The organism is Geoalkalibacter ferrihydriticus DSM 17813 (assembly GCF_000820505.1).
GTDB classification, from domain to species: domain Bacteria; phylum Desulfobacterota; class Desulfuromonadia; order Desulfuromonadales; family Geoalkalibacteraceae; genus Geoalkalibacter; species Geoalkalibacter ferrihydriticus.
Window position 1 is genome coordinate 36,415 of sequence record NZ_JWJD01000008.1, and the last position, 26,105, is coordinate 62,519.

Genomic DNA, 26,105 nt, shown 5'->3' on the forward strand with positions numbered 1-26,105 from the left:
CGTGAACAAGCCCGACGATCGGGGCAAAAAATCAGTATAACCAAGGCCGGCCGTTCGCGGCAAGCCTTTGATCCGCCAAAGACGCCGCGCCGCTCTTGTTTCGATGATTCGACCTGTGATAAAGGTAAATATTCAGCCGCGCCGCCCAATCACGCCGAACATTCACCTTTACCGATAAATTTTGCAATCATGCCGAAAATCCGTTACTACATCAGCGGCCATGGCCTCGGCCACGCCAGCCGCTCCTGTCAAATCATCAACACTCTGCGGCGACGCCATGGCGATATTGCCGTCGAGGTGGTGTCGGACGCCCACGAGTGGTTTTTCCGGAGCTTTCTCGACCCCTCGGTTTCCCTGCGCCGCGCACAGCTCGACATCGGCGTTTTGCAGCTTGACAGCCTACGCATGCAGGAAGCCCAAACCCTCACCGCCTATCGCGAGTTTCTCCCACAGCGGCAACTGCTGGCGGCCGCCGAAGCCGCCTCCCTGCGCGCTGAGCGCGTCTCCCTGGTGGCCGCTGACATCCCGCCCCTGGCGCTGGCCGCCGCGCGCCAGGCAGGGATTCCCGGCATCGGCATCGCCAACTTCACCTGGGAGTGGATTTACGCCGATCTCGTTGCGCGCTACGGCGGCTTTGACGATGTCCTCACCTCGGTGCGCGAAGATTACCGCCAGGCATCAGGCTATCTGCGCCTGCCTTTTCACGGCCCCTTTCCCGAGGAGGTGCCCAGCGAGGAGCTTCCCCTGGTCGCGCGCAGCGCGCGTCTGTCCCGCGCGCAAGTACGCGAGCATCTGGCCCTGGCCCCTGACCAGCGCTTGGCGTTGATCTCCTTTGGCGGCTTTGGCCTGGCGGATTTTGATTTTTCCGCCCTGGCGCGCCTGCGCGACTGGGTTTTCGTCAGTGAGGCCGGTCTCTCCACGGAGGCCCCCAACATCCTGACCCTGCCCCCGGACACTCTGGCCTATCCCGACCTGGTGGGGGCGGCTGACGTGGTCGTGACCAAACCCGGCTACGGTATCGTTTCCGAGGCTATCGTCAACGGCACCGCGGTACTCTATACTTCGCGCGGCGCATTCTGCGAACAGGCTCTGTTGGTCGCCGGCCTAGAACGTTACGCTCGAGCGCGGGGCATCAGCAACGAAAAACTTTTGCGCGGCGATTGGGGCGAAGATCTCGAAGCACTGCTGCGCCAACCCTTGCCGACGGCAACCCTGGCCTGCAACGGCGATCAGATCGCCGCCGACCGACTGGCCACCCTGGCCCGCGAGCCGGGCACATTCGCATGACAGGATTTTTCGTGAGCAGCGACAAGCGCATGATTGAAATTTTTCCCGAAGAGCAGCACATCCCCACATTCTGTCGTCCCCCCGCCGCCGAAGATCAGCGCGAATATTTGGTAGACGGTTTATTCCGTGTATGGGATGGGCCTTTGCAGGAGATTTACTCGCCTTTGCCCTTACGCCGTGGAAGGGAACTTCTCCCCCGCCTGCTCGGTCGCGCCCCCCAGCTTGACCGGGTCTCCGCACTCGCCGCCCTGGATGCCGCGGGGACCGCCTTTGACGAGGGGCGCGGCCGTTGGCCGACCTGCGGCAGCGCAGAGCGCCTACGCGCTCTGCGCGATCTGCGTGCGGGACTGGTCGCGCGGCGTGACGAAATCCTTACCCTGCTTATGTGGGAGGTCGGAAAAAGCCTCGCCGAGGCCGCAGGCGAATTCGACCGCACCCTGAGCTATTTCGACGAAACCTGTGCCGACCTGCAACGCCGCGCCCGCGACTCCGCCACCCTGGTGGCGCGCGAAGGTATCGCCGCGCGCTTCGGCCGCGCCCCGCTGGGAGTGACCCTGTGCCTGGGCCCGTTCAACTATCCACTCAACGAGACCTTCGCCACACTGCTACCGGCCCTGGCCATGGGCAACACGGTGGTGCTCAAGCCGCCCAAGATCGGAGTGCTGCTGTTTCGCCCCCTGCTTGGGCTGTTTCGTGAAATTTTTCCTCCCGGGGTCGTCAATGTCATCTACGGTGAGGGCGATGAGCTTCTGCCCTCCCTGCTCGAAACAGGCCGGGTCGACGTCCTCGCCTTTATCGGCTCGGGCAGCGTTGCGCAGAAACTGGTGCGCGCCCATCCCCGCCCCCTGCGCCTGACCGCTGTGCTGGGCATGGGCGCCAAGAACGCCGCCGTGGTCTTGCCCGGCGCCGATCTCGATCGCGCCGTGCGCGAATGTTTGCTGGGCAGCCTCGCCTTCAACGGGCAGCGCTGCACGGCCCTTAAAATTCTCTTCGTGCATCGCTCCCTGGCCGAGACCTTCATTGGGAAATTCCTGGAAGCCATGGCACGCATTCGTCAGGGTATGCCCTGGGAAAAAGGCCTCTGGATCACGCCCCTTGCCGAACCCGAGCGCCCCGCCTATCTGCATGAGTTGCTCACCGATGCCACCGCCCAGGGCGCACGCATCTGCAATTCCGACGGCGGCGTCACGACCGGAAGCTTTTTCGCCCCGGCGCTGATCTATCCTGTGACCCCCGCCATGCGCCTCTTTCATGAGGAGCAGTTCGGGCCCCTGGTGCCGGTAGTTCCCGTTGATGATTTTGCCCCGGTCGACACCTTTCTGCAGGATTCCGACTATGCCCAGCAGATCAGCCTGTTCAGCAACGACCCCGCGGAACTGGCCCCCCTCATCGACGCCCTGACCAATCGAGTGGCCCGCGTCAACCTCAACTGCAAATGTCAGCGCGGCCCCGACAGCTTTCCTTTCACTGGCTGCAAGGATTCCGCCGTGGGCACCCTGGCGGTCAGCGAAGCCCTGGATGTTTTCTCCCGCCCGACCCTGGTCGCCCAACGCGACGGCCGCGACGACCGGCAACTGCTCGACACCCTGGCTAAGGACGGACGCTCGAGGTTTCTCGCGCAGGAGGAGAGATAGCAACCAACCAAGGACGCCGATAAAAAAAAGGCCGGTTCGGAAAACCCGAACCGGCCTTTTTTATGGGCTTATTGCCTTACCCGGCCCCGTAGGAGTGTAGTCCCGAAAGCACCAGGTTGACGCCGAGATAGCAGAAGATGGTGGCGCCAAAACCGATGATGGACAGCCAGGCCGCCTTGCGTCCCACCCAGCCGCGCGTAAAACGCGCATGGAGAAAAGCCGCGTAGATGAACCAAATGATGAGACTCCAGGTTTCTTTGGGATCCCAGCTCCAGTAGGTGCCCCAGGCGTAGTTGGCCCAGGCGGCGCCGGTGACGATTCCCAGAGTGAGCATGGGCCAGCCGATCATGATGGCCTTATAGTTGATGTCATCGAGCACTTTGGTGCTGGGGAACATGGCGAGCAGACCGCCTGCGGGTGTGTTGCCTCCACCGCTCTTTTCCTCGCGACCAACCTTGATCAGGTACATGACAGAGGCGCCGAAAGCCACGGCGAACCCAGCGTAGCCGATGAAACAGGTGATGACGTGATAGGTCAGCCAGTTACTCTGCAGAGCCGGGACCAGGGGCTGAATCGCCTTGCTGTGATCAGGCATCATCTGTCCCCAGGCCATGAAAAACACCGCCACCGGCAGGACAAAAGCGCCCACAGCGCGAGCTTTGTATTTAAGGTCCATGAGCAGATACACGATGAGAATCGACCAGGCGAAAAAAACAAAGGATTCGTAGAGGTTGGTCATGGGCGCATGGCCCATGCCCATCTGCGCCGATTCATTCCAGCGCACACCAATGGCGGCCGTGTTGAGCACCCAGCCGAGCCAGGCAATGAGCGTACCGACGAGGCCCACGGTATGGTTTTTGGTTGCGATGTAGGCGATGAACAGAACCATCGCCACGAAATAGGCGAGTGTCGTGTAGTTGAAAAGTTGATCGCTGAACATGTGATCGATCATGGTGTTTTTCCTCCGCAGCGGTTAAATGACCGTCAGGAATTAAGTTTTTCCTTGAAGTTTTTTTTGAATTCGTCGAAAGCCAGCTCAAATCCGGTCTGGTTGCGATGGGCGACGCCGCCGAACTTGACACCCGTCTTACCGCCTTCCAGAGGTACCAGGGTAACCCAGATACGGCGATGCGACAGGAAGAAGGCGATGACCGATCCTGCCATCAGCAGGATGCAGCCGATCCACACGACCCACACGCCGGGATCCTTGGCGACCTGAAAGCCGGTGTACTGGCGCTGCGTATAGTCGACCAGGGAAAAGATGAAATCATCACCGCGCTGGGCATCGAACTGCGGGAAGGCCTGAAGAACGGTGAAGGCACGCAGGGGTTGCCCTTCGGGCATGACCTCAACACGGGCCGCGGGACCGAAATTCTGAAAATTCTCGGAAAAATTGGCCACGCGGAACGGCGGCCCACCGGGCAGGCGCGCAGGCTGGCCCTGGCGCAGGTTGTAGGTCTGCTTTTCTCCGGTGGCACGCTCGGTAACCTCGAGCACAAAGGTTGGGTCGCCGGCGGGCCCATAGCTCGATTGATAGAAAACAACTCCCTTGTAGGTCAGGGGATCGTTGACGATGACCGAGCGGTCCTTTTTCACTTCCACGCCGTTATCAACAATGGTGACGATGCTCTCATAGAGCTTGGGGCGTCGGCTGCCCTCGTAGAAATCCACCGAAAACTTGTCGACGCGCACTGTAAAGCCGAGATCGAGGGGCGTGGGCTCGGTTCCGCCGCGTTTCCACACGCGATTGGTCTCGGTGCCTTCAACGATATTGACATAAGCCTTGTAGCCGAACACGCTGCCGATGATGGCGCCGATAAAAATAATGATGATCGAGGCGTGGGTGATATACACCCCGAAGCGCGCCCAGGCCATTTTTTCGGCATAGAAATGCACCCTGCCGTCATCCCCCTCGGTAACACGTGCCGGGGCGAAATTGGCCTTGAAAAACTCACCGATTTTGGCTTTGAGCGCATCGGGGCTCTGCTTGCTGACAACCTCTTCCACGTTGGAGAGGGTGCGGTAATGATTATCGTCGGGCACCAATAGCGGGTTGCGCACGAGCTTCCATACCCGCGGCAGGCGCTTGATGGAGCAAGCGGTCAGGTTGAGGGTAAAAAGGGCGAGCAATCCCAGAAACCACCAGGACTGGTACATGTTGAAAAAGCCCAGGGTTTCAAATATGCGGTAGGTGGATTCGCCATAGACGCGAATATACTCCTCGGCAGAGCGATTCTGCTGGATCACCGTGCCAATGACCGAGGTCGCCGCAAGCAGGATCAGGGTGATGATCGTCAACTTGAGTGAGCAGCAAAAATCCCAAAGGGCGTCTAAAAAGGAGCTCTTTTTTGTGTTCAAGGTTCTCTTCTCCGGGAAAAATCAATTGATGAGCGGATGCAGTCACGCGCCCGAGATACCGCCTGAGACATCTCGGTACCGAGCATTTCAAGCTGCAACCCTTGCTAAAAACCATCAGGGGGAAAAAGCCGGTCGACTCAATTCAGAAGCACGACGGTGCGCAACGAAACCAGGCGCGTGTCGGGCAGGAGGGACAGGGAAGCCTTTACGCTGTCGGCGCAAGCGACATGGTAGGCATAACGAGGAAGCGGCAGCGCCGCCGGCGCCCCACTGTTCTTGCCGTCAGAAAAGGTATTGGCCAACTGCGCGAGCGCCGGAGCGCCCTTGGCCGCCCTCTGGGACGGCCCCCCGCAGGCGGGACAGAAAGGGGAAGCCTGGTATTCACTGATAAACTGCTGGGTGCCCGGGCTCAACAGGCGCAAGCCCGCGTTGGCGCACACCGAGGGCTCCTCTGGAAAACGCCCCCAGACCAGCAGCACCAAAAAACAGGTGAAATAAAGACTCAACGCCCAGGGCGCGCGCTTGTTCACGTAGACAACCTCGTCGAAAGAAAATCCATCGGCGTTTCAACACAAGAAGGAACTATAAACCAAATCCGCAAAAATCGCCACCCGCTAATTGGCGGGCGCGCCCCGAACAAATCTACAAAATAAGAACCGCAGGGCGAATCATAACCTAAACGGAGAGAGTTTGTCCCTCCTTTTCGGCGCGACCCATTGTATACATCACGCTTGTCTTCATGAAAGCCTGTCGGTATGATGACGTTTTGTGCAAACCATTTTCAGGCCCTCTTCAACAGAAGCAACATTCATGCCGAAGGCAAATCGACTTCGGCGAAAAACGCAAGGAGGATCATCTCGTGGCTGCAACTCAGGTTTTCCGCCATGCTCTCGGCAATCTCAATCGCATCTGGCGCGGCATCGCCGCGCCCTTTGCCGAGGATGACAAGCAACCGGCCTTTTCTCCCGAATTGTCCGAAGAGGATGCCCGCCACCTGCGCAACCTGATCAAGCAGTGCCTTGAAGGGCGCGGCGGCGAAGTGTCGGCGCGTGGCCACGCGGCCCGCCTCGGTCGTCTTTATCTCGGCCTCGACGACCGCGGAAGACAACGCTTTTTGCAAATTCTCGCCCAGGACTTCCCTGCGGATCATACGCGGTTGTGCGATGCGGCCGCGAAACTTTGCGCAGCCCAAAAGGAAAGCGACTACCTCGCCGCCGAAGAACATCTGCGCAGCCTCTTGACTTCGCCGCGCCTGCGCCTGCTCAAACACTTCAATGCCCTGCCCCAGGGGATCAAGTTTCTCATCGATCTGCGCGCCGATCTGCTCAGATGGACCCCTGAGGATCCTTGGCTCAAGAGCCTGGATCGCGAACTGTGTCAATTGCTCGCCACCTGGTTCGACATCGGTTTTCTCGAACTGCGCCGCATCACTTGGGATTCACCCGCCGCCCTGCTGGAAAAACTCATCGCCTACGAAGCGGTGCATGAAATTCATTCCTGGGAAGATCTGCGCAACCGTCTTGAGTCGGATCGCCGCTGCTATGCTTTTTTTCATCCGGCCATGCCCGAGGAGCCGCTGATTTTCATCGAGGTGGCCCTGGTGGAAGGTTTGGCCGGAAGCATTCAGGAACTGCTCGATCCACAGGCACCCGTGGCCGATCCCGAGGAGGCGGACACCGCCATTTTTTATTCCATTTCCAATGCGCAAAAGGGTCTGCGCGGCATCAGCTTCGGCGATTTTCTCATCAAGCAGGTAGTCGACGATCTCAGACATGATCTGCCCGGCCTTAAATCCTTCGCCACCCTCTCGCCCATCCCCGGCCTGCGCCCCTGGCTGGAGAAGGCGCTGAGCACCGCCGAAACCGACACGACGCTGAGTCGTTTGCAGCAGGCCCTTGATCGAGCGGCGGAAATTCTCGGGACACCCTCCAGCCTGGCGGCCGTCATCGACACCTCCGACTGGTGGGCGAACGAAGAGGTGGTGAATCTGCTGCGCGAGCCCCTGGAAGTGCAGTGTCTGCGTTATTTTCACGAGAGCCGCGCGGACGGTTTTCCCCTGGATCCCGTCGAGCGCTTCCATCTCGGCAACGGCGCACGCATCGAGATGCTCAACTGGCTGGGAGACATTTCACCCAAGGGCATGAAACAGTCTTGCGGACTCATGGTCAACTACCTCTACCGGCTCGAAGACATCGAGAAGAACCACGAAGCCTTTGCCGGCGAAAGGCGCATCGTGACCAGCAAAAAACTCAAAAGCCGTCTCGAGCCTCTGGAAGGAGACAAAGGCGGTGGCCTGCGCCGCCTGTGGAAAGGGCGCGCCTGAACCCTGCTCGGCCCAACCCAGCACCCGGGATTAATACCTCATGCGCGGTCTATTGTTCAATTTCGTCGCCAATCTTAAAATGCGCTGGAAGATGCTGGTGGTGGTGCTGCCGCTGGTGGTGCTGCCGATCTTCGTGGTCGGCGGGGTCATCGGCTATATCAGCTACCAGCAGGCCTATCGCGGCATTACCAAGGCCAGCGAAGCTGACCTCGACCACATGGCACGTTTCACCCTCGATCTGCTCGACGCTCACTACAAACAGTTCCAGGTCTACAAAGAAGACAAGCGGCAGGCGGTGCGCAACGAGCTGCGCACCCTGACCGACCTGGCCTACAGCCTGGCCGAGTCACACCACCACCAGTACCAGAGCGGCGAAATCAGCCTGGAAAGAGCGCGTAGCGAGGCTGGACGGGCCCTCAAGCAAGTCAGCATCGGCCAAAGCGGCTACATTTTCGCCATGAGCAGCCAGGGTGACCTGACCGTGCATCCGGCCCGCGAGGGGGAAAATATTTTCGACGAGCAGGCCGAGGACGGCCGGTATTTCATCCGCGCCATGTCCCAGGCGGCCACGCGCGCCCCGCCGGGGGCCGTCATGTTCACTCTTTATCCCTGGCGCAACGAGATGCTCGGTGATCAGGCGCCACGGCAGAAGATGGCCGCCTATCGCTACTTTCCCGAATGGGATTGGATTATCGCCGCCACCGGTTATGTAGAGGAAACCTACGAGGATCTGGCCTTTGAGCGACGCTCCTTTGCCGATCTCAAACAGAAGATCAAAAACAAGAAGGTCGGCCGCACCGGCTACATCTATTGCATGGATACGCAGGGCACTCTCCACATCCATCCTGAGGATGAAGGGCTCAATATCGCTGAGCGCACCGATTTCACAGGCAACCCTTTTGTTCGCGAGATGGTGCAGAACAAGCACGGCTGGATCCGCTACCCCTGGCGCGGCACCGAGGATTCACTACCGCGCATGAAAATCGTGCGCTACCTCTATTTCAAGCCCTGGGACTGGATTGTTGCGGTGGGTTCCTACGAAGATGAGTTTTTCGAAGAGGCGAAGCTCATCAAGACGCGCATTCTCGGCAGTCTCTTCATCCTGACTTTTTTTGTCGGGACAACGGCGATCTTCATGGTGTTTGTTGCCGCGCAAGTGCTGACCAACCCCATCCATCACATGATCGACGTCATCCGCCGGGTACGCAAGGGACGCCTCGACGCCAAGATGCAAGTGGACACCCACGACGAGCTGGGCGAACTTGCCGCGGCCTTCAATCGCATGACCGACATCATGAAACGCAACCAGGAAATGGAGGCGAGCCTCTCGCAACAGGGTAAAATGGCCTCCCTCGGCATACTCTCCTCGGGCGTGGCCCATGAGATCAACAATCCCCTGGGAGTTATTCTGGGTTATGCCGCCTACCTTGAAGGCAAGCTCGACCCCGACGATCCCAAATTTAAGTACGTGCACGAGATCAAGCGCGAGAGCAAGCGCTGCAAGAAAATCGTGCAGGATCTCCTTAACTATGCCCGCACCCCCAAGCCGGCGCTGGAAGCAACCAATATCAACCAGTTGCTTGAGCAGATCGTCGATTTTGCCGCCAACCATACCGACATGCACCAGGTTCGGGTGCGCAAAGCCTTCACTGCCGAACTGCCGCCGGCCATGATCGACGGCGACCAGATCCGCCAGGTGGCCATCAATCTGATTCTCAACGCCGGCGCGTCCATGCCCGAGGGCGGCGATCTGGTGGTGGGCACCTCCATGGGCGCCGACGGTTTTGTGGAACTCAGCTTTGCCGACACGGGGTGCGGAATTCCGCCCGAATACCTGGAAAAAATATTCGAGCCCTTCTTTACCACACGGCCCCGGGGAACCGGATTGGGGCTGGCAATTACCCGCCAGATCATCGAACTGCACCAGGGCGAAATTCACATCGACAGCGAACCGGGGCGCGGCACCAGAGTGTTGGTGCGGTTGCCCACCCCGGCTCGGGAAAGCACTGACCTATGACGAAAAAGCCGAAGATTCTGCTCATTGATGACGAGGAAGGCCTGTGCCGCATGCTTGAAGCCGTGCTGGGCGACGAGGGGTACGCGGTGCGCGCCTACAATCGGCCGGTGGTGGCCATGAGCGAGTTCGCGGCCGGCCGCTATGACCTGGTCATTACCGATATTCGTATGCCCGAAATGACCGGCATCGAGGTTTTACAGCGGGTCAAGGACAAAGACCCCGGCATTCCGGTGATCATCATCACCGCCCATGCCACCGTCGAGATGTCCATTCAGGCCATGCGGCGCGGCGCCTATGATATGGTCACCAAACCTTTCGAGCCCGACGAACTGCTGTTTCGCGTGAAAAACGCCCTGCGCCAGACCGAACTCAGCGCCGAGAACCAGGATCTGCGCGAAGAAATCGCCGGGCGCTTTCGCTTCGACAACATCCTCGGCACCTCGCAGAAGCTGCGCGCGGTGCTCGACAAGGTGGAAAAACTCGCCATCCGCGACACGTCGATCCTCATCACCGGTGAGTCGGGCACTGGCAAGGAACTTATCGCCCAGGCGGTGCACTATAATTCACCGCGCAAGGACAAGCGCTTTGTCGCCATCAACTGCGGCGCGCTGCCCGAGTCGGTGCTCGAAAGCGAGCTGTTCGGGTATAAAAAAGGTGCTTTTACCGGCGCCGCCGAGGATCGCGAAGGCTTGCTCAAGGCAGCCGATGGCGGCACCCTGTTTCTCGATGAGGTCGGCAATCTGCCCATGAACGTGCAGAAAACCCTGCTGCGCTTTCTCCAGGAGCAGGAATTCCGCCGCATCGGCGACACCACCTCCACCAAGGTCGATGTGCGCATTCTCTCAGCGACCAACGCCGATCTGCGCGAGGGCGTCAAGCAGGGCGATTTTCGCGAAGATCTTTACTATCGCCTCAACGTAGTCAACATTCACCTGCCGCCTCTGCGTGAACGCAAGGCCGACATCGCCCTGTTGGTCGATCATTTCATCCGCGCGCAGAACGAAAAATTCGCCACCCATATCAAAGGATTGTCCGCCGAAGCCCTCGAGGCGGTCACGGAATTTTCCTGGCCGGGCAACATTCGCCAGTTGCGCAACGTGATCGAAGCAGCGGTGGCCATGGAAGACGGCGAATACATAACTCTGCCGGTACTCGCCCAGTTTATCGAGATCGATGACGCCGCCCCCGTGGAGCGCGCGGAAGACAACGACTATTCAAGCGCCATGGCTGATTTTGAAATCGGCTACCTCAAAGAGCTGTTGCGTAAAACCGAGGGTAACGTCGAGGTCGCCGCGCGCCGCGCCGGCATGAACATGGCAACCATCTACCGCAAACTCAAGAAATACGACCTGCGCAAAGACGATTATCTCTGACCTGCACAGGTGCAAGGGTGCGAAAAAACCATTTGCAAATCTGCGAATTCTTTTCCGCAACCCTCAACTCCCGGACACCCAACTGAAATCACTAAGTTTTCCGGGGATTGAGGGGAGGTTGCGGGAACCGCCGCCGGGACGCAGGCGCTTCGCACCGGTGCGAAAAAAGCGCCATAGTCCGATCTTGCCTCGACCTTTCAAGCCAATGGAATCACTCATTTTTTTCGATTTTCTCGACCTGTCCCCCAAGATGGAATAGCTCTTGCTGCTTTTAAATCCCCAGGAGTGCGCTGGGGCGGTCTTCGAGTTCGCAACCTATCGCGCAAAAAATGACGGCAGAAAGCGGTGCGGCCATGGCGGATGACAGCATCTGTCCCTACTTCGGAATGGATGAAGACCTGTGCGATGTCGGGTGCGGTTATATTTCCCCCTCCGATGTGCATCAGATCATTCGTTATTGCCGCGCGCAGCACCAGCAATGTCCTCGTTGCCAGCAACTGGCGGCGCATTTTGCCGAGCAACAGGCGGCTGCGCGAAGCGGCGGGGCACTGCACAGCGCCCGGCGCGAGCTCGACCCCGCGCCGCTGAACAATCGAAACCCCGCCCCCCTGATCAGCGGCGCAAGGAGTGCAACGGCGTGCCTGAGCCTGCACGAGTCAAGCGCGGAACGCTGCGCGCCGGTGCCTTTGGGCCTGCTCGGCACGGGCATGACGATTCTTCTGCTGGGTGTGCAACAGGCCACCCTGCTGCCACTGGACGCCATGATGATCGCCATGGGCCTGTTTTACGGAGGCCTGGCACAGATCATCGCCGGCATTTTCGAGTGGCGGCGCAACCAAAGCTTTGCCGCGACCACCTTTTGCGCCTGGGGCCTGTTCTGGCTGACCCTGGTGGGCATGGTGGCTCTGCCGCGCGCCGGCATCGGTGATCTGCCCTCCCCGCTGGCGCTGACTTCTTACCTGGTTCTCTGGGGCCTGTTCAGCGGCGTGCTGTTCATCGGTGCTCTGCGCCTGGGGCGGCTTTTGCCGTTGATTTTCGCCAACCTCAGCCTGTTCTTGTTCCTGCTTGCCCTAAGCGAGGCTCACACTCTGGTCGCCCTGGACCGCTTGGCCGGATGGCAGGGTGTACTGACCGGCATCCTTGCCGTCTATGCCGGCTGCGCCCAGATGCTCAATGATATTTACCGCCGCCCGCTTCTCCCGACCTGAAAAACACTCCCAATTCCCAGTCTCTCGCAACCCCTCGTCCCTGGCCGCCCGACGCGCTGAGGCCGAGGAACCCGGCACAATCGCGAATTGCTATGCTATAGTTCTTGCGAACACCTTTATCAGGAGGCAGCCATGACCCCCGCCAAAGAGAGCGAACAAAGCTACAACGAGTGTACCAACGCACAACAACACCGCGAACACCTGTGTATTCTCATGGAGCAAGGACGCAGTCGCGAGGTATCCGAGCGTTCAACGCATCCGGCCTTCGCCTGCCGCAACTGTGGCGCTTACGCCAACGAGGCGCAAGATCTCTGCAATCCCATGTCCCTTTAGTTTTACCTGGATCCGCAGGCGATGCCGTCGCGCCCTGCTGGAAGGCTGAACAGTTACGATTTGGGTTGTCTTATCGCCAGATAGACTTGCAGAATGAAATCGCCCTGGTCTTGTTCGCTGACCAGGCGCCAATCGGAAGAACTGAAAGGTGGGAAGAAGGTGTCCCCGGAAAACTTCCCGGGGATGCGGGAAAGGATCATCCGGTCGGCGACCGCCAGGGCGCGGCGATAGATCTCGGCGCCGCCGATGAAAAAAATTCCGCGCCCGGCCCCTTCTGCCTGCGCCAGCGCCGCAGAGAAGCCGCGGCAAACAGTGATGCCCGGACGGGAATCCAGACTGCGGCTGACCACCAGGTTGAGACGCTCATCAAGAGGGCCGCCGAGGGATGCAAAGGTGTGCCGCCCCATGATTACCGTGTGGGCCAGGGTCAGACGGCGAAACAGGCGGCGATCGGCCGCGACATCCCAGGGCAGATTACCGTCGCGACCGATAACGCCATTTTCGCCAACCGCGGCGATGATGATTTTTTCCCCGGCTTGGGCGGGCTGAGGACTGTCCATGTCCGCTTTATAACCTGAGTCTCGCTAAATTGAAAGTCTTTGGAGGCAGTTCGTGTCTGAAGATCTGCTCAACCATCCGCTGATTGCCGCACGCTATTTTTTTCCCCGGCCCGACAGCTTCGCCGAGCCCTTCTGGGTCGATGTCGGCGAGGCGCGGCTGGCCTGCCATTATCATCGTCCACATTCCCACGGCTACACGCTGATTCATTTCCACGGCAATGGCGAAGTCGCCGCGGATTGGCGTGACGGGTTCCCCGAAGCGCTGGCCTCCCTGGGACTCAACTGCCTGCTGGCGGAGTTCCGCGGCTACGGCGGCTCCAGCGGCCGTCCGCTGCTGGGAGCCATGCTCGACGATGTCGAAGCACTCATCAATGCCGCCGGCGTCGCCCCCGAGCGCCTGATTCTCTTCGGCCGCTCGGTGGGTTCGCTGTTTGCCGTGCATGGTATCTCGCTCTATCCCAATATCGCCGGACTAATCCTGGAAAGTGCGGTCGCCGATGTGCTGGAGCGTCTGCTGCTGCGCCTGACCCCGGAAGAACTGGGGGCCAGCCCTGCGCAACTGGAAAGAGCCGTCGCTCAGCGCCTCGATCAGCAGCAAAAAATGCACGCCTACCCTGGAGAAACACTGGTCATGCATGCGCGCGGCGACAGCCTGGTGGATGTCTCCCACGGCAAACGGCTGCACCAATGGGCCGGCGGCCCCAAACGCCTGCACATCTTCGCGCGGGGCGACCACAACAACCTCATGTTCGTTAATCAGCGGGAGTATTTTGCGGAAATTGCGGAATTCGTGGAGCGATTGGAACGGGGGAATGAAATTTAGAGGCGAATGGGACAGGGATCAAATCTGATCAAAGCGGATTAAAGGCTTGAAAACAAAAATTCTGTGTTGTTTTTTTCTTTTCGTCCTTTAATTTCAATTTTTTAGGTTGGTTTTCTCGGCGTTCTCAGCGTTCTCTGCGGTGAAAGAAACAAGGGGTTTTTGCTTTTGCCTTATATCCGCCTTGATCAGATTTGATCCGTGGTCGAATTAACTTTCTCCCTTTTCAGCCCGGGGATCCCTTGTCGGTGTTTCGCTTGCGCCGCCGCGGGCGGCGACGTCGCTTGGCCGGAGCGTCCGGGGGCGGCGTAGATACGGGCGCCTTGCCGTCCAGGGCAGCGCGCCACTGTCCGACCAGATCGCGGTAATCGCCCGTCACCTCGCTCCAGCACCCGAGTAGATCCAGGGCATGGGGCGTCATGGGATTGCCGAGCAGCCGCCGCTCACCGCGCTGGCGGCGGCCGCGGGCCAGGCGATAAATTCCGACCAGCAATTCGCGGGCCTGATGAGAAATGGCGCGGGCGATGCTGAAATACCCACAATGGGGGGCCAGCACCAGGCCCGCCAGGCGCACCACCTCGGTGACGGGCGCTTCGCGGTTCGGCGGGCAGGCACGCAGAAAGCGGCTGAGAGAAAGAGCCGCCAGAGCAAAGGGCTCAACCACGGGCAGGCCGCCGCGGGTACGGCGGTCGAGATGCTCAAGCAGGTCAAAAGTTTCTTCATCGCCCGCATAGCCGGCCAGCAGTGGCTCCAGCAGGCCCATGGCCGCGGCATGGCGCAGCACCGCTCCGGCCACCCCGTGGCGGAAGAGCTCCATCAATTCTTCACGGATGCGCGCCGGCGCCGCGTCGGCAATCAGGGGCGCAGCGCGATAAATCCCTTGACGTGCCTCGGCGTCGAGGCTGAAATCCAGACGTGCGCAGAACTCAAGAGCACGCAGCATGCGCACCGGATCTTCGGTAAAGCGCTCCACCGGCTCGCCGATGACCCGCAAACGGCGCGCCGCAAGGTCTTCAAGTCCACCCACGTAATCGATAATACTGAAGCTGTTAATGTCGTAGAACAAGGCGTTGATGGTGAAATCGCGACGAAACGCGTCCTCGCATGGCGAACCGAATACGTTTTCCTGAAAACGAAAATGATCCTCCGGATCCTCCGGCATTTCGCCGACGGCGGGCTTGCGCCTGAAGGTCGCCACTTCCACCACCTTGTCGCGACCAAAGCGCACATGCGCCAGTCGAAAGCGCCGCCCGACAAGGAAACAATTGCGAAACAGGTTCTTGACCTGATTGGGCGTGGCGTCGGTGCCCACGTCGAAATCCTTGGGCCGCCGTCCCAGCAGAAGATCACGCACACCGCCGCCCACCAGATAGGCCTTGAAACCGTTGCGGTGAAGGCGGTACATGACTTTGAGGGTTTCTTCGTCGATCTGCTTGCGGGAGATGCAGTGCGCGGCGCGCGGCACAATTACCGCAGGGCAATCAGTATTTTTCGCGGAAGGATCGACAGGCATCATCATTTCGGCAGGTTACAGGGGTTGACATTCCGGCGCCAAATGTAGCAGAAAGAGCGCAGCCGGAAAAGCGTTAAATCGGCCTGCCGCATTTGACGGCAAAATGGGGGGAGAGTCACTTGCGGGAAGCGGCAGAGCAGCGAGGCGGTTTGCGAGAAAAGACCGACATCAACCTGCTGGTGGTGCTGGGCGCCACCGCCTCGGGGAAAACCCGCCTGGGTGTCGAGCTGGCGCGGCGCCTGAACGGTGAAATCATTTCCGCCGACTCGCGCCAGGTTTTTCGCGGCATGGATCTGGGCACCGGCAAGGATCTGAGCGAATACGGCGAGGTTCCTTTTCATCTCATTGACATCGCCGAGGCCGGCAGCGAATTCAGCCTGTTCGCTTTTCAGCGTCACTTTTTTTCCGCCTTCGCCGACATTCAGAGGCGCGGCCGCCTGCCGCTGCTGGTTGGTGGCACCGGCTTGTATCTCGACGCGGTGCTGCGCGGCTACCGGCTTATCGAAGTGCCGCCCGATCCCAGCCTGCGCGCGCGGCTGGCGACTCTCGACGATGCGACTCTGCGCGCCCGCCTGCGGCGCCTCAAACCCGAGCAACACAACACCACTGACCTGATGGAACGCGCGCGCCTGGTGCGCGCCATCGAGATTGCCGAGGGCGAACGCGCTGCCGCAGCCGAGCTCCCCCCCCTGCCCGAGGTGCGCCCTCTGGTGCTGGGCTTGCGCTGGGAGCGTGCCGCGTTGCGCCGCCGCATCGGCCTGCGCCTGCGCGAACGATTGGCACAGGGCATGGTCGATGAGGTCGCGCGCCTGCACGCGGCGGGCGTGTCTTGGGAGCGGCTGGAATTCTACGGTCTCGAATACCGCTTCATCGCCCGTCACCTACAGGGCGCACTCGATTACGATACAATGCTCCAGCAGCTTGCCACCGCCATCGGCCAGTTCGCCAAGCGCCAGGAAACTTTTTTTCGCCGCATGGAACGCCAGGGAGTTGAGATTCACTGGGTGCACGCTGAGGAGGAGCCCTTGGAGCAGGCGATGAAGCGAATGTTTTAAATGCCGCAAAGGTGATGGCGTCGCAAAAAGTCCGCCCTACGGCGTTACGGCGTTTTTTCAGGACCTCTGATGTATGCCTTCGCCCCTGAAAAACCACCAGGCCTTGTAGGACGAAATTTTTGCTTAGCCATCCTCTTAGTTTTTGCGAGTGCATCAAAGCTGAGTGCTGCCCACCCAGTTCGCCGACCTTCAGTCTCCCACCAGAAACTCAAAATCCTCCCGACTCAGCGGCACACCGCCGCCGTCGCGACCTTCGTCGAGCAGGGCCTGGAACAGGCGCTGCTTGCGCTCCTTGAGCACCATCATCTTCTCTTCCACCGTGTGGCGCATGAGCAGGCGCAGCACCGTGACCTTGCGCGTCTGGCCGATGCGGTGGGCGCGGTCGGAGGCCTGGTTTTCCACCGCCGGATTCCACCAGGGGTCAAGATGAATTACGTAGCTGGCGCGGGTTAGATTGAGACCACGCCCACCGGCCTTGAGGCTGAGGAGAAAGACCAGGGGCTCCTCGCTGTTCTGAAAAGCTTCCACCAGCTTTTTACGCTGCGCCACCGGGGTGCTGCCGTCAAGGCGTATAAACCCGTGGCCGGCGGCACGTAGATGGGGCTCCACCAGGTCGAGAAAACTGGTGAACTGAGAAAAGACCAGGGAGCTGTGTCCCTCGGCCTGCAGCTCTTCCAGGTGTTCGCAAAGAGCGGCGATTTTCGGCGAGGCACCATCCTGCGCCGTGCCACCCGCCAAGCGCGGGTCGAGACACAGGCGGCGCAGGCGGGTGAGTGCAGCCAGGGCGGTGATGCGCGCCTGGGCGCGGTTCTGCTCTTGCCAGGCGGCGGCGACCTCGGTGCGCACCGCGGCCACGGTATTCTGATAAAGAACCTTCTGCTCTGCACTGAGATCGAGATGCAGATCGATTTCGACCTTGTCGGGCAGTTCGGCAGCAATTTTCTCCTTGGTGCGGCGTAGCACGAAGGGCTTGGTGCGGGCGATAAGGCGCTGCAGCGCACCGGGTTCGACCTCCCTGCGGTTACTGCCGAAGCGGCGATAGGGGCCGAGCAGGCCGGGCAGCACCAAGTCGATGATCGACCAGTATTCACCCAAATGATTTTCGACCGGGGTTCCGGTGAGAGCCAGCTTGAAAGCGCCTTGCAGACGCCGCGCCGCGCCGGTCATGGCGGCATGGACGTTTTTTATGGCCTGCGCCTCATCGAAGATGATGACGTGAAAGGTCAGCGCACACAGTTCCTCAATATCGCGGCGCACAATCTCGTAGCTGGTCAGCACCACGTCGATGCCCTCAAAAGCGTTGAGACAGCGATCCTGGCCGCGATAGACCAGGGTGCGCAGATCGGGGGCAAAGCGCGTGAGTTCACTCTCCCAGTTGAACAGCAGGCTGGGCGGCACCACCACCAGGTGAGGGATGTCTCGCGGTGCGCGCGCGGCGAGTACACCCTGATGCAGAGCCGCCAGCAGGCTGATGGCCTGAATGGTTTTTCCCAGCCCCATGTCATCGGCCAGGCAGGCACCGAATTTGTGCTCATAAAGAAAGGCCAGCCAGCGATAGCCCAGCCCCTGGTAGTCGCGCAGCTTGGCGCGCAGCCGGGGTTCATCCACCTCGGGCAACTTGTCGAAATTCTCCAGACGGGCGAGGATAGTTTCATCCTCGGCGCCAAGATGAAGAGTCGCTCCCAGTTTGCGCAGGGCGAGCAGATCGAGAATATGCAGACGCGGGATAAGCACCGGTTCGCGATGCGCTTTTTTCTGCCCTGCTCCGCGGAGTCCGGCCAGGACCGTCAAAGCCTCCCGATCGCCTGCCTCAAGCAGATGCAGACACCCGTCGGCTTCAAAAATCCCTTCTTCAAGAGCCTTGCGCCAGGTTTCCTCGTCGAGCGCCACCCCCGCGCAGCTGATTTCCGGGCGCAGCTCAAACCAGTCGATGTCTTTGGCTCCGGCGGTGACACGGATGTCAAGCCGCGCCGGCACGGCTGGGCGCCCGCCATACCGCAGGTCAACGCCCAGGGCACGCAGTTCGCCGACCAACGCCGGCAGGGCGGCGAACAGCGTCTGACGCTTGACCCGCATAGCTCCCGCAAAGGGTGCATCACGCAAGGCCGCAACCCCGAAATAGCCATAGAGAACCTCCAGCAGCTCAGCTTCCAGCGCGCGGTCGCGTTGCAGCAGCAGCCAGTGTTCCTCGGCAAAACTCAGGTGCCAGGTGCACTGGCGCTCGCACTCAAGCAGGTTCTCAAGTCGGCCGCGAGCCTCGCTGACCAGGGCCCGCCGCCGGAAATCCGCACCCGCAATGTTTTTACGCAGAATACGGTTGCGCTCGGTTTTGGTCGTGGCACGGCGCGCGGCGAAAAAGGTTTCATAGAGCGCGCGGCGGCGCTTGAGGGCGCGCAAAGGCAAGGATACACCGTCGAAGAAAGCCTCGCTGAACAACGCCAGGGCACGGGAGTCAAGACCCAGTTCGCAGGCGCCATGCCGAGCCACGGCGCGCAACGTCACTTCATCGTCCGCGCCAGGGTTGATTTCCAGAGAATAATCCCTGAGGTGTGTGGGCAGCACCTGCTGTTCTTGTCCGTCGATCTGCAAAAGGCATTCTTCGAGAGGCGGAGAATCTTCGTCGGACATGAACTCGATGCCGCCGAAATCGCGCCAAGCAACCAGACAACCCGCGCCATCCTCGACAGTCGTGCCGACTGCGGCCAGTTGCGGCCACAGGCTCCAGACCTCCGGAGCAACCACCCGCACCAGGCGGGCATGCTGCGCGTCGGCGACCCAGGAGCCGAACCACAGCAGACGCCCCCCCAGGCAACTGCCGTCATCGAGCACCCGCTGGAGACGCAGGCCGCTATCGCGGGCATCAAACACCAGCTTGCCCTTTAGAGCTTGCGACGCTTCGACCTTCAACGTGTGCAGCCGGCCGCCGCTGTCGCGCACCTGTACCGGCCAGGTCGGCTTTCCCGCCTCCAACAGAGCGCACAGGGCCGTGGCCGAGTGCCCGCCGGCCATCCAGGGCGATTCGAGCAGAGGCTGCAAGGGCTTAGGGACGCGATGGGTAAAAGGCAGGAGCACGTCCCCTTTGCGCGTGACTTCAACAAAAGGAATCCCGTAGCGCTCACTGAGCACAATGGCATAGTCGGCCTGGTCCCTTGGGCGAGAGTCGGGCTTATTTGCAGATGATTTTCTCTTGCGCGGTCCTATTTTTTCAGACCGGGGCAACACAGGCGCCAGCAGGGAGGTGCGAATCTTTTCCAGATCGGCATCCACGGCACGCCAGCCGCTTACCGCCGCCGGCACCAGGGCTTTTTTCAACGTCAGCAAAGCCGCCAGGCTATGGGCACAGACATCCCCCGTAGCGCGATTGCCGCAGCGGCATCGGGTTTCGATCCGCCCGCCCTTGTTGAGGTGCAGAGAGACTTCATGCACCAAGGCGTTGCCGACATCGACGCTCAACAGTTCGCCGCTCTTCTTCCATACCGGCAGGGCCACGGCATTCTTCTGGCACAATAGCAAAGCCTCGACCAACTGGGCTTTGCGTCCCAGGGTGTAAAGGGTCCCTATCGGCAGGTCCCGCAGGGCGCCCGCCAGGGGATTTAACGGCGAAGATGCGGTTTGTTCCATGAAGAAACCAGAGGGCGTAAAGGATTCAGAGGATGTCGGGAGTCGTGGAGTTTTCGCAGGCGCTTGAAGGGCTGTCTCCTGCCTAAGGGACTGCTGGCGTCCCGCCGGTGCGTAATCTCTCCAAGGCAAAATCCAGATCCACCTCGAAGCCGTCCTCATCGACCAGACGCACCAGGGTTTCGCAGGGCACGCAGCGAAAGGCGCCAAAAGTTACGGGAATACGCTGCATACGTCCGTCGCGCAGTTCGAATTTAAAGCTCTGGTGCATGCCCCACTCGCTAAGCCGGTTGCGACAACGCGGGCAATAGGGGCGCAGTTTGCGGTCCCAGAAAATCTCAAACCTGCAAGTATAGCGACGATGAAAACGGGACAGAATATGGTGCCGGGTCAGCAGCAGTAGCGAACAGGCACCCAGCAGAGCGCCGATGAACGTAAAAAACCGCAGAGAATCAGGGGAAAAGGTCATCGTTGTCGGAACATCCGGGCAAAGGCATCTGATGGCGTCTTCTCTCGTACACGCGCTGCAGAAGATAGCTCAGCCGGTTCTTTCCTGTCAAACAGGAAACAACCGGCCAGTCCGCACCCCGTGGCCTCGGCGCGCCCAGCCCAGGGCAACACCCTCAGCGCACCCCGTCGCGTTCGCGCAGCAAAGCCATCACCGCGCGCCACATGCGCCAGGAGCCGATGATGCCGGGCATTACGTCGACGTGCATAAGCCCGCGCACCAGAAACAGGTCGGCCTGCCCAGCGGGCAGCGCGGCCTTGAGCTTGCGGCTTTCGCTATGGGGAATGATGGGGTCGTCAAGGCCATGTATAAGAATCAGCCGTGCCTGCAGCTTTTGCAGGTCCTTATCCGCCAGATTAAGCGCGCCAATGTCACGACGAAGAAACTCGGGAAGATTGGCGATCAGGGCAGGCACCCGCTCGCGATCTTCGTTGACGATAAAGCGATACAGGGCCTTGCCTTCCTCACTCAACCCCAGCGCCAGATCCTCGATGGGCGCGTCGAGATTTTCTTTGCGGCGCTCCGCCATGGTCTGGAAACGCCGGCGATCGCCCTCTTCGGCCAGGCGATCCAGATTTCCCTCGACAAAGACCCACTTGCCGTAACGGTTGGGATCGCCGCGCTGCCAGTCATCGCCGTCATGAAACCAGCCGGTGGTAAAAAATGTCATCACCGCGTGGAGGTCGTAATAGCCGCCGACGCCCACGGCAAAACCCACGTCCTCGCCCACCTCAGGGGCCATGGCCGCCAGCAGTGTCGGCCCCACTGCGTAACTGAAAGCCATCATGCCGAGATGGCCGGTCGGCACCAACTCGGTGCGGTTGCGAAACCAGGCAAAGGCTGCGGCCACTTCATCGGTATTTTCCGCTCGCACTTCCAGGCGATGCATGCTTTCCAGCTCAGGGACCAGCACCGCGAACCGCATGCGCGCCAAGGAATAAGCAAAGGCGACCAGCCGCGGATCATCCTTACCTTCCTCGGCGACCCCTGGCACCACCAGCATGCCCGCCTTAACCGGCTCTTGAGGCAAGTAAAGATCGGCGCCGTAAAACCCGGCGGCGACGGGAAAACCGGGCGCCACCGGGATTCGCACCTGAATCCGCGCGGGTTCCGCGGTCTTGGCCTTGAGCCGGCTCGGCTCCTCGCCGGCGGAAACATCGCCGAGAAGCAACACGGCTTCGTAACCGCGCCGCGGCGAACAGCCGCCGATCAGATTCATCATCAGGACCAGCAGCAGCGAAAAAAGGAAAAAACGCATCGACCCGCTCATAAGCCGAAGTATAGCAAACGGGAATCGCGATTCAAATCCGGGTTGGCTTCAATAGCGAAAATCACGAAAATTCAAGCGGAAAAACAACGAGTAAAGCACCGGTACCAAGCCCAGGGTAAGAAGGGTGGCAAAGGCCAGACCGAAAATGATGCTGATGGCCAGGGGCTCCCACATGGGTCCGCCGCCGAGCCACAGGGGAAGCAGGCCGCCCATGGTGGTAATGGTGGTGAGCAGAATGGGGCGTAAGCGCCTCTGGCAGGCTTCGATCACCGCCCGGGTCGGTTCGAGCCCGTTTTCGTCGATTTCCAGGCGAATCCGTTCAAGCAGCACGATGGCATTGTTGATAACGATGCCCGCCAACGACACCAGCCCGAGCAGGGTCATGAAACCAAAGGACGTGCCGGTCAACAGCAGGCCGGTGGTCACGCCGACCAGTCCCAGGGGGATTGTGAGCAAGATGATCAGCGGCCGGCGAAAGGAATTGAACTGCGTAACCAACAATAGCAGGATGATCAAGCCGGCCACCGGCATCTTGGCATTGATTGCTTCGCCGGCCTGGCCGGAGGATTCCAGCTCCCCGCCCAATTCGTACTTGGTCCCCAGGGGCCAGGCGGCGCTCTGCACTTTGAGCACCTCGTCAAGTTGCCGCGCTATGGCGATGGGGTTGGCCCCTGGATGCACGTCGGCCTGCACGGTCAGAGTCCGGAGGCGATCACGGCGCAAAATCTTGCCCGGTTGCCAGGCGATCTCGATGTCGGCTACCTGCTTGAGGGGCACAGATTTGCCGGTGCTCTGCACATAAAGATTGAAAGTTTCCAGTTTGCCGATGTCCTGCCGGTCGGCGGCGACGGAGCGCAGAATGACCGGAATAATCTCGTCCTCCTCACGGAAATCCGTGGTTTCCATACCGGTCAGAATCGTCTGCAAGGACACCGCCACGTCCCGATTGGACAATCCGGCCCGCTGAGCACGTGGCTGATTAACCCGCACCACCAGCTTCTTGGTGCGCGGCCCCCAGTCATCGGTGATGCTGCGCACCCCGGGTATCTTCGCCAGTTGGTCGCGGGTTTCGGCGGCCAGGGCGAAAATCTGCTCGCTGTCGCGTCCCGAGATACGCACTTCCACGGGGTTTTCCACCGGGGGACCGAGAAACAGCAGGCGGATTTGTGCATCGAGATCCGGAAAATGCCTTTGGCAGAAATCCTCCAACCCCGGGATAACCCGGTCCAGAAGCACCTCCCGAGAGCTGCCGTTGACGATCAGATAGGCATACTCGGGACTCGGCGGCTCGGGATTATAGGCAAGGATATAGCGCGGCGCGCCCTCTCCGAGAAACGTCACCCAGTCGACTATTCCCTCGCGACCCTGGCCCTTATCTGCCATAAAATTGGAAGTCATGTACTCCTCAAGCTCACCCACCACCTGCGCGGTACGCGCCAGGGGGGTACCGATGGGCAGGCGCAATTCGGCAAAAAAGATCGGCTTGTCGCTGGGCGGGAAGAAAATCTGCGGCACGAAGCGCAACCCGAACACGGCCAAGCAGAAGAGCAGGAACATTGCCGCCAGGGTCAAAGTGCGCCACCGCAGCAGCATCAGCAACAACCGCCGGTAGCCACGATAAAACAGACTTTGGTAGTTCTGTGCGGCGCGCTTTGACTTGGGCAAAAAACGCACGCACAGCAGAGGCGTCAGGGTCAGAGACAACACCCAGGAGCAGAGCAGGGTGATGGTGACCACCTTAAACAGGGGAGCGGTATACTCCCCGGTGATCGATTCGGCAAGAAAGATCGGCAGAAAGGCCGCCGCGGTGGTCAAGGACGAGGTCAGCAGAGGAATTCTCAGCTCCTGCGCCGAAGCCGTCGCCGCGTCCAGAGGCGCGCGGCCCTCCTCCATGGACACCTTGATGGACTCGGACATGACGATGGCATTGTCCACCAACAGACCCAGGGCGATGATCAGCGATGCCAGAGACATCTGGTCGATGCCGATACCGAGGCGCCCCATGACAAACAGGGCAAGAATCATTGCCGCGGGAATCAGGCTTGCCACCACCAGACCAGTGCGCACGCCGAGAAAAACCAGCACCACCAGCAACACGATGAGCACCGCCTGCATGAGGTTGACCACGAACTCATCAACCTTTTTCTGCACATGCTGCGGCTGAAAGGCCACCATGTCGAAATCGACCCCAATGGGATAGACCTGGCGAAACTCCGCGAGGCGTTGTTGCACATCCTCGCCCAGGGCGAGGATGTTGCCGCCGTGACGCAGGTTGACCGCCACCGCCAGAGCCGGCTCGCCACGGTAGCGCACCTTGGCCCGCGGCGGATCGATATAGTCGCGCCGGATATCGGCCAGATCCTTGAGATAAACCAACTCATCGCGGCCCGGCAAGGCAATCACGCTGCGGCTCAGATCCTCCACCGAATCGAAGTTGCCGGTGGGCTCGAGAATGATCTGCTCCGTATCGGTAAAAATTTCACCGCCGGGAATAATAATGTTGCGGGCTTCCAGAATTTCCTGCAGTTGCAGGGGCGAGACGCCGTATTCGGCGAGGCGGGCATTGCTGTATTCGACGAAAATGCGCTCTTGCTGCACACCGAAAAGATCGACCTTGGCCACCTCGCGCGACAGCAGCAGATCGTTGCGACAGTCTTCGGCAATCTTCTTGAGTTCGGCGTAACTCAATCCCTCGCCGCGGATGGTGAACACCACGCCGAACACATCGCCGAATTCATCGTTGACCACCGGACCAACCACTTCTGCCGGCAGTTCGCGCGCGGTGCGCTCGACCTTGCGCCGCAAGTCGTCCCAGATGGGGCGCATGTCGGTATAGCGCTCCTGGATATTGACCAGGATCATCGAAACACCGGGCTTGGATTCGCTGGTGATGAAATCGATCTGAGGAATTTCCTGGATCGCTTTTTCCAGCTTATCCGTTACCAGTTGCTCAACACGCTCGGGAGCGGCGCCCGGAAAAAGGGTCAGAACCTGAGCGGTGCGAATGGTGAATCCCGGGTCTTCATCACGCGGCAAAGTGAAAAAAGACCACACCCCCGCCACCAGAAGAACCACCAGCAGCGTGAGGGTGACCCGGTTATTCTCAATCGCCGCGCGGGTCAGGTTCATGGCTGAGGTTCCTCTGTCGCGGCGAGCAACACCCGCTGGCCGTCCTCAATGCGGCTGACCCCGGCGGTCACGACCTGCTCACCCGGAGTCAGTCCGGCGAGAATCTCCAGTCCCTCCAGGGTGAATTCTCCAACTTCGACCGCCCGGCGACGCACCACGGCGGTTGTCTCCTCTTTGGATTCCACCACGAAAACAAAGCGCCCCTGTTGATCCTCGCCCACCGCAGCCGCCGGCACCAGCATTCGCGAAACCTCCCGCGCCGGCGCAAAACGAAAAACAACCTCAGCACTCATGCCCTGGCGCACCCGGTGATCCGGCGTAAGCAACCGCACGGTCACGAGATACGTGGCGCCCGCAGGGCTTGCCGCCACGCCCACTTCGGTCACCATCCCGGCAAAACGCTCGCCGCCGATGGCGTCAAAGGTCACGCTCACAGTATCACCGCGGGCAATGCCGCCGATGAGCGCTTCGGGCAGAGCAACACCCACTTCCGGAAAACGACTGGCGGTCAACACCACGACTTCGGCACCGGTTGCGACATTTTCGTTGACCTCGACACTGACCGCAGCGATGAAACCGTCAAGGGGTGCGTGCAGGCGCGTATAGGAGAGCTGCAATTGCGCCAATTCCAGCCGCATGGCCACAGCCGCCTCGGCGGCTCGCGCCGATTCGGCCCCGGCGCGGGCCGCATCCAGATCGGTGAGGGAGGCATGATGATTCTCATACAAGGCCCTGACCCGCTCGTAATGCGCGTCGGCATTGCGCGTTCGGGCACCGGCCTCGGCCAGAGCGGCTTCGGCTTCGCGGACCTGCAACTGGTAATCGGCAGGATCCAGAGCCGCGATCAGCGCGCCGCGCCGCACCTGATCGCCAACCCTGACGGGAATCTCGACAAGGGTGCCCGGCACGCGAAAGCTCAAGCGGGCCTCGATGGCAGGACGTGCGGTGCCGGAAAAAGCGCGTACGCGCACCCCTTCATCCAGGACCACCTGCTGGGTACGCACCACGCGCAAGGGCTCCTCAGGCAGCGGCGGCTGCTCACCGCAGGCCCACAGCAGCAGCACCAGAAACAAACTCAGTCGTCGCAGCATCAGGTCCA

19 protein-coding genes are annotated in these 26,105 nt (G+C 60.4%); 9 read left to right on the plus strand and 10 right to left on the minus strand.

Going from position 1 to position 26,105, the window contains the following annotated elements; all coding sequences use genetic code 11:
• The first annotated feature begins 189 nt into the window (after positions 1–189).
• Positions 190–1,287, plus strand: coding sequence for a glycosyltransferase family protein (locus tag GFER_RS15125; protein ID WP_040100779.1), 1,098 nt, complete (start codon positions 190–192; stop codon positions 1,285–1,287).
• 29 nt (positions 1,288–1,316) lie between these two features.
• Entirely contained in the window at positions 1,317–2,921 is a 1,605-nt protein-coding gene (locus GFER_RS15130; RefSeq protein ID WP_412171534.1) for an aldehyde dehydrogenase family protein, read from the plus strand.
• Between the two features lie 76 nt (positions 2,922–2,997).
• Here GFER_RS15130 and ccsB read toward each other — a convergent pair whose 3' ends face one another.
• The 3 genes from ccsB to GFER_RS15145 form a co-directional block, all read right to left on the minus strand.
• A complete protein-coding gene (ccsB, locus tag GFER_RS15135; RefSeq protein WP_040100861.1) occupies positions 2,998–3,861 on the minus strand; it encodes a c-type cytochrome biogenesis protein CcsB in 864 nt (287 codons plus the stop codon).
• 44 nt (positions 3,862–3,905) lie between these two features.
• Positions 3,906–5,279 (minus strand): cytochrome c biogenesis protein ResB, encoded by a 1,374-nt coding sequence (gene resB / locus GFER_RS15140; RefSeq protein ID WP_040100781.1) that lies wholly within the window; start codon positions 5,277–5,279, stop codon positions 3,906–3,908.
• Between the two features lie 137 nt (positions 5,280–5,416).
• On the minus strand, positions 5,417–5,809 hold the full coding sequence (locus GFER_RS15145; protein WP_040100782.1) for a hypothetical protein: 393 nt from the start codon (positions 5,807–5,809) through the stop codon (positions 5,417–5,419).
• Positions 5,810–6,138: 329 nt separating this feature from the next.
• Here GFER_RS15145 and GFER_RS15150 point away from each other — a divergent pair, with 329 nt between their 5' ends.
• The 5 genes from GFER_RS15150 (at position 6,139) to GFER_RS15170 (ending at position 12,533) form a co-directional block, all read left to right on the plus strand.
• Positions 6,139–7,602 (plus strand): malonyl-CoA decarboxylase, encoded by a 1,464-nt coding sequence (locus tag GFER_RS15150; RefSeq protein ID WP_052446477.1) that lies wholly within the window; start codon positions 6,139–6,141, stop codon positions 7,600–7,602.
• Between the two features lie 40 nt (positions 7,603–7,642).
• Positions 7,643–9,619, plus strand: a complete 1,977-nt coding sequence (locus GFER_RS15155; RefSeq protein ID WP_040100783.1) for a cache domain-containing protein — start codon at positions 7,643–7,645, stop codon at positions 9,617–9,619.
• On the plus strand, positions 9,616–10,992 hold the full coding sequence (locus tag GFER_RS15160) for a sigma-54-dependent transcriptional regulator (RefSeq protein ID WP_040100784.1): 1,377 nt from the start codon (positions 9,616–9,618) through the stop codon (positions 10,990–10,992). The genes GFER_RS15155 and GFER_RS15160 overlap by 4 nt, the downstream gene beginning before the upstream one ends.
• Positions 10,993–11,321: 329 nt before the next feature.
• Positions 11,322–12,200 (plus strand): acetate uptake transporter, encoded by an 879-nt coding sequence (locus GFER_RS17930; RefSeq protein WP_052446478.1) that lies wholly within the window; start codon positions 11,322–11,324, stop codon positions 12,198–12,200.
• A 132-nt stretch (positions 12,201–12,332) separates the two neighbouring features.
• Positions 12,333–12,533, plus strand: coding sequence for a hypothetical protein (locus tag GFER_RS15170; RefSeq protein ID WP_040100785.1), 201 nt, complete (start codon positions 12,333–12,335; stop codon positions 12,531–12,533).
• Between the two features lie 53 nt (positions 12,534–12,586).
• Here the strand turns inward: GFER_RS15170 and GFER_RS15175 are convergent, their stop codons facing one another.
• Positions 12,587–13,093, minus strand: a complete 507-nt coding sequence (locus tag GFER_RS15175) for a dihydrofolate reductase (protein WP_052446479.1) — start codon at positions 13,091–13,093, stop codon at positions 12,587–12,589.
• 52 nt (positions 13,094–13,145) lie between these two features.
• Between GFER_RS15175 and GFER_RS15180 the strand changes: the two genes are divergently transcribed.
• The gene (locus GFER_RS15180; RefSeq protein WP_040100786.1) at positions 13,146–13,916 is read left to right on the plus strand and encodes an alpha/beta hydrolase; all 771 of its coding nucleotides are present in this window, start codon (positions 13,146–13,148) and stop codon (positions 13,914–13,916) included.
• A 223-nt stretch (positions 13,917–14,139) separates the two neighbouring features.
• Here the strand turns inward: GFER_RS15180 and pcnB are convergent, their stop codons facing one another.
• A complete protein-coding gene (gene pcnB / locus GFER_RS15185; protein WP_235264106.1) occupies positions 14,140–15,378 on the minus strand; it encodes a polynucleotide adenylyltransferase PcnB in 1,239 nt (412 codons plus the stop codon).
• Positions 15,379–15,545: 167 nt separating this feature from the next.
• On the opposite strand from pcnB, the gene miaA reads away from it, so the two are divergent.
• Positions 15,546–16,481 (plus strand): tRNA (adenosine(37)-N6)-dimethylallyltransferase MiaA, encoded by a 936-nt coding sequence (gene miaA, locus GFER_RS15190; protein ID WP_235264107.1) that lies wholly within the window; start codon positions 15,546–15,548, stop codon positions 16,479–16,481.
• Positions 16,482–16,670: 189 nt separating this feature from the next.
• Here miaA and GFER_RS15195 read toward each other — a convergent pair whose 3' ends face one another.
• From GFER_RS15195 to GFER_RS15215, 5 genes are all read right to left on the minus strand, one after another.
• Complete coding sequence (locus tag GFER_RS15195; RefSeq protein ID WP_052446480.1) at positions 16,671–20,102, minus strand: DEAD/DEAH box helicase; 3,432 nt, start codon at positions 20,100–20,102, stop codon at positions 16,671–16,673.
• A gap of 82 nt (positions 20,103–20,184) precedes the next feature.
• A complete protein-coding gene (locus GFER_RS15200; protein ID WP_040100787.1) occupies positions 20,185–20,568 on the minus strand; it encodes a hypothetical protein in 384 nt (127 codons plus the stop codon).
• 154 nt (positions 20,569–20,722) lie between these two features.
• A complete protein-coding gene (locus GFER_RS15205; protein WP_040100788.1) occupies positions 20,723–21,865 on the minus strand; it encodes an alpha/beta hydrolase family protein in 1,143 nt (380 codons plus the stop codon).
• A gap of 60 nt (positions 21,866–21,925) precedes the next feature.
• Positions 21,926–25,006 carry an efflux RND transporter permease subunit gene (locus tag GFER_RS15210; protein WP_040100789.1) on the minus strand — a complete coding sequence of 1,027 codons (3,081 nt, stop codon included), beginning with the start codon at positions 25,004–25,006 and terminating at the stop codon, positions 21,926–21,928.
• A complete protein-coding gene (locus GFER_RS15215) occupies positions 25,003–26,097 on the minus strand; it encodes an efflux RND transporter periplasmic adaptor subunit (protein ID WP_040100790.1) in 1,095 nt (364 codons plus the stop codon). The genes GFER_RS15210 and GFER_RS15215 overlap by 4 nt, the downstream gene beginning before the upstream one ends.
• Between the last annotated feature and the right edge of the window lie 8 nt (positions 26,098–26,105).